Annotated in this window: 3 protein-coding genes; 2 read left to right on the forward strand and 1 reads right to left on the reverse strand. The window is 66.9% G+C overall.

Features of this window, described 5'->3' with window-relative positions; genetic code table 11:
* Together hrcA and grpE are read left to right on the forward strand one after the other, a co-directional pair.
* Positions 1–999, forward strand: a 999-nt coding sequence (gene hrcA, locus QZ281_RS06990) for a heat-inducible transcriptional repressor HrcA (protein ID WP_292226434.1), incomplete at its 5' end; no start/stop codon positions are given.
* Positions 996–1,622 (forward strand): nucleotide exchange factor GrpE, encoded by a 627-nt coding sequence (gene grpE, locus QZ281_RS06995; protein ID WP_292226437.1) that lies wholly within the window; start codon positions 996–998, stop codon positions 1,620–1,622. The genes hrcA and grpE, both read left to right, overlap by 4 nt.
* 2 nt (positions 1,623–1,624) lie before the next feature.
* Here grpE and QZ281_RS07000 read toward each other — a convergent pair.
* Positions 1,625–3,780: S8 family peptidase (locus tag QZ281_RS07000; RefSeq protein ID WP_363297545.1), on the reverse strand; the 2,156-nt coding region annotated here is incomplete at its 5' end.

Genomic DNA, 3,780 nt, shown 5'->3' on the forward strand with positions numbered 1-3,780 from the left:
GTCGAGAGCTATCTGGAAACGGGCGAGCCGGTCGGCTCGCGCACCCTTTCACTGGGCGGCATCGCCCTGTCCCCGGCCTCTATCCGCAACACCATGCAGGACCTGACGCTGGCGGGCCTGCTGGCCGCGCCCCACACCTCCGCAGGCCGTATCCCGACCCATGCGGGCCTGCGCCTGTTCGTTGACGGCCTGCTGGAAGTCGGCGACCTGACCAAAGAGGAACGCCGCGAGATCGACGGACGGCTGGCCGGGCGGGGGCGCAACTTTGAATCCGCTCTGGATGAGGCATCCAACCTGCTGTCCGGTCTGGCCGGGGGTGCGGGCGTGGTGTCCAGCCCCGTGCGCGATGCAGGCGTCAAACACGTCGAGTTCGTGGCTCTGGGTGGCGATCAGGCTCTGGCGGTCATCGTCGCCGACGACGGCACGGTCGAGAACCGGATCATGAGCCTGTCGGCAGGGGTCACACCCTCCACGCTGGTGGAAGCCTCCAACTTCCTGAACGCCCGTCTGCGCGGCCGTCCCTTCGCCGACGCCAAGCGCGAAATGACACAGGAACTGGAGATCGCCCGCCGCGAACTGGACCAGACCGCCGCCCGTCTGGTCGAGGATGGTTTCGCAGCCTGGTCGGGCGGTCAGGACCGCGAGCGCGCCCTGATCGTGCGCGGCCGCGCCAATCTGCTTCAGGACACGGAAGGCCTGGCCGACCTAGAGCGGGTCCGCGTCCTGTTCGACGATCTGGAGCAGAAGGAACAGCTGATCGGCCTCTTGGACGGGGTCGATGCGGCGCAGGGCGTGCGCATTTTCATCGGCGCGGAAACGAGACTGTTTTCACTTTCGGGTTCCGCTGTGATCGCGGCGCCCTATATGAGCGGCCGACAACGGGTCCTGGGCGCCATCGGCGTGATAGGACCGGCAAGACTGAACTACGCCCGTGTCATTCCGTTGGTGGACTATACCGCCCGGGTGCTGGGCCGGATGCTGGACGGGAACGACAAGTGAGCGATAAGCCCCTTAACGACGAGATCAACGAACTGGACGCTGACATGGCCGAAGTCGAAGCGGATGCGGCCGAAGCCGCAGATGATCTGGCGCCGCTGGACGCCGTCATCGCCGAACGCGACGAATGGAAGGACCGCGCCCTGCGCGTCGCCGCCGAAATGGAAAACCTGAAGCGTCGCGCCGAAACGCAGCAGAATGACGCCCGCGCCTTCGCCATCCAGCGCTTCGCCAAGGACCTGCTGGGTGTCGCCGACAATCTGGAACGCGCCCTGATGGCCGCGCCCAAGGATTCCGAGGGCGCCGCCGCCGGTCTGGTGACGGGTCTGGAAATGACGCAGAAATCGCTGCTTCAGGCCTTCGACACCAACGGCCTGAAGCTGGTGAAGCCCGAACCCGGCGACGCCTTCAACCCGCACCTGCACGAAGCCATGATCGAACAGCCGTCCGACACGGTTCCGGGCGGCGCCGTGCTGCAGACCATGCAGTCCGGCTTCGAGCTGTTCGGCCGCACCATCCGCCCCGCCATGGTGGTGGTCGCCGCCAAGGGCTCCGGCCCTAAGGCCGCCAACCCCTATGACACGGCGCCCGCCGCCGATGGCCACGCCTTCGACGGCAAGGCCTGATATCAGAAGCTGCGCCGCCAGCCGCCGATCAGGGCAAAGGCAGGCGGCGCATCCTTCACATGCTCCGGCTCACGGCTGGCCACCCCGGTGATCGTCAGCATAGACCCGTCCGAAAGCGCCCGCTGGGCGCCGACGGTGAAGTCGATCTGACGCCCGCTGGGCGCCGCCGAGAAGCTGCGCCGCGACCATGTCAGCGGATCGAAATAATCCAGCGGCACATCGGCCAGCAGAGCAGAGAAGCTGCCGCTTTCGATCCGCAACGGCTGTGACAGGGTGAAGCTGATCCGGTCGCAGACCAGACGGCAATCGCCCAACAGGCCAACCCGCCAGTTCGAACTGATCGCCGCGCGGTCCATGCTCAGGAAGCTGCCTGCGATCTCGGACCGGGCCACGCCGACCTCTCCAACCAGACTGGCCCAAGTGTTCAGCCGCCAGTCCCCGCCCACGGCATAGAAGCTGGTCCGTGACGGCAGGGCGAAGTCGGAACCCGACGGCATGAAGGCGCCCAACGGACCCAACCGCTCATCCAGCGATCCCAGGCTGAAGGCCAGGCCGCCGTTCTGCTGACGCCAGGCCAGGCTGACGCGGCTATAGGTGGAGGCGTCCTCCTCGACCCGACGCAGCGGCATGCGACGATCCCCGCCGCCGGTATCCGCCGACAGGGCGAAGGCGCCCAGTTTCACCACGCCTCGGACGGCATGATCCGCCTGAGCCAGAGCGGCGAACCCGTCGCCCGCGCCGCTGCTGAACGGTGAAGACGCACCGCCCTGCCCCTGCCAGGCCGAGAAACCCAGACGCCCCATCTCAAAGCCGATCATCGCCTCCTGACGCGGCTCGTCGCCCATCCACGGCTGGCGGGTCAGGTCATTGCGCGGCGCAATCGGCTCGGGCGTCGCCTGCGGCTGGGCCGCGATCAGGTTCAACCGCCCGCCATTGGGCAGGGCGAAGGACTGATAGGCGGTGCGGGACGGCTCGAACGGTTCCGCCTGATAGGACCGGCGCGGCGCTGTCGGATAGGCCGAGCCCAGATTGACCGCGAACATCCGCTGATAGCTGTCGAACAGCACGGTGTTCAGGGCTGTCTGGCGGACGAAGGCGTCGCCGAACGCGCCGCCGATGAAGCTGCCCGGTTCGGTCCGCGTGGTGAGGGTGACGCCATTGGCCAGCATGACGGAACTGGAGCCGACAGGCCTGAACGCCTGTCCGAGGTCCAGCAGGCCGCGCCCATAGACGATGTCCGGCCCCGGATCGCCGGCATCCCGCGCTGTGTCCATCAGGATCGCCAGCGCCTGCCGCGCCGTCAGATTGGGAAAGGCCTGCATCAGCAAGGCCAGCGCCCCCGCCACGTGAGGCGCAGAGAATGAGGTGCCGCTGGCGATATAGCACTGGATCGCGCTGCAGCCCGTGTAGATCTCCTCGCCCGGCGCCGAGATAAAGGCCGTCTGGGTCACCCCGGCGCGGTTCGAGAAGCTCGATACCTGATTGGCGGCGTTGTGCGATCCGACCGCGACCACCGCCCCGGCGAAGGCTGGGTCTATGGCGTAGCGCGCGGGCCAACCGGGATTGGCTTCTCCGTCATTTCCGGATGAGGCGACGATGACCGCCCCGGAATCGACCGCCCGCTTCAGCGCCGCCTCGAACGCGCTACCCATGCGACCGTCACCGCCCAACGACATGTTGATGATCTTCACGCCATGAGAGACGGCGTAATCCAGCGCCCGCACCAGATCGGAACTGGCGAAACAGACCTCCTTCTTCTCATCCTTGCAGTCAGAGATGTCGGCGCGGATCGACAAGATGGTCGATTCATAGGCCACACCGATCGTGCCCATGCCGTTGAAGTTCGAGGCGATGACGCCCGACACCAGCGTGCCGTGACTGTTGGCCGCGACGTAAGGGGTGTTGCGGCCCAGAACCACGTCGGTTGAGGCCGATGATATCCGTCCGACCAGATCGGCCTGATCCGAGGCGATCCCAGAATCAACTACCGCGACGGTAATCCCCCGCCCCGTCGCGCCCGCATTCCAGGCGACCTCGGCCTTGATATTCGCCAGCCCATAGTTGCGCAGATATTCGCGCGATGTCGTCTGCGGCGGCGCAGGAGGCGGCGGCGGCGGGGGTGGCGGAGGAGGTGGAGGAGGTGGAGGAGGTGGAGGAG

It is taken from the genome of Brevundimonas sp. (assembly GCF_018608325.1).
In the GTDB taxonomy this organism is placed as follows: Bacteria; Pseudomonadota; Alphaproteobacteria; order Caulobacterales; family Caulobacteraceae; genus Brevundimonas.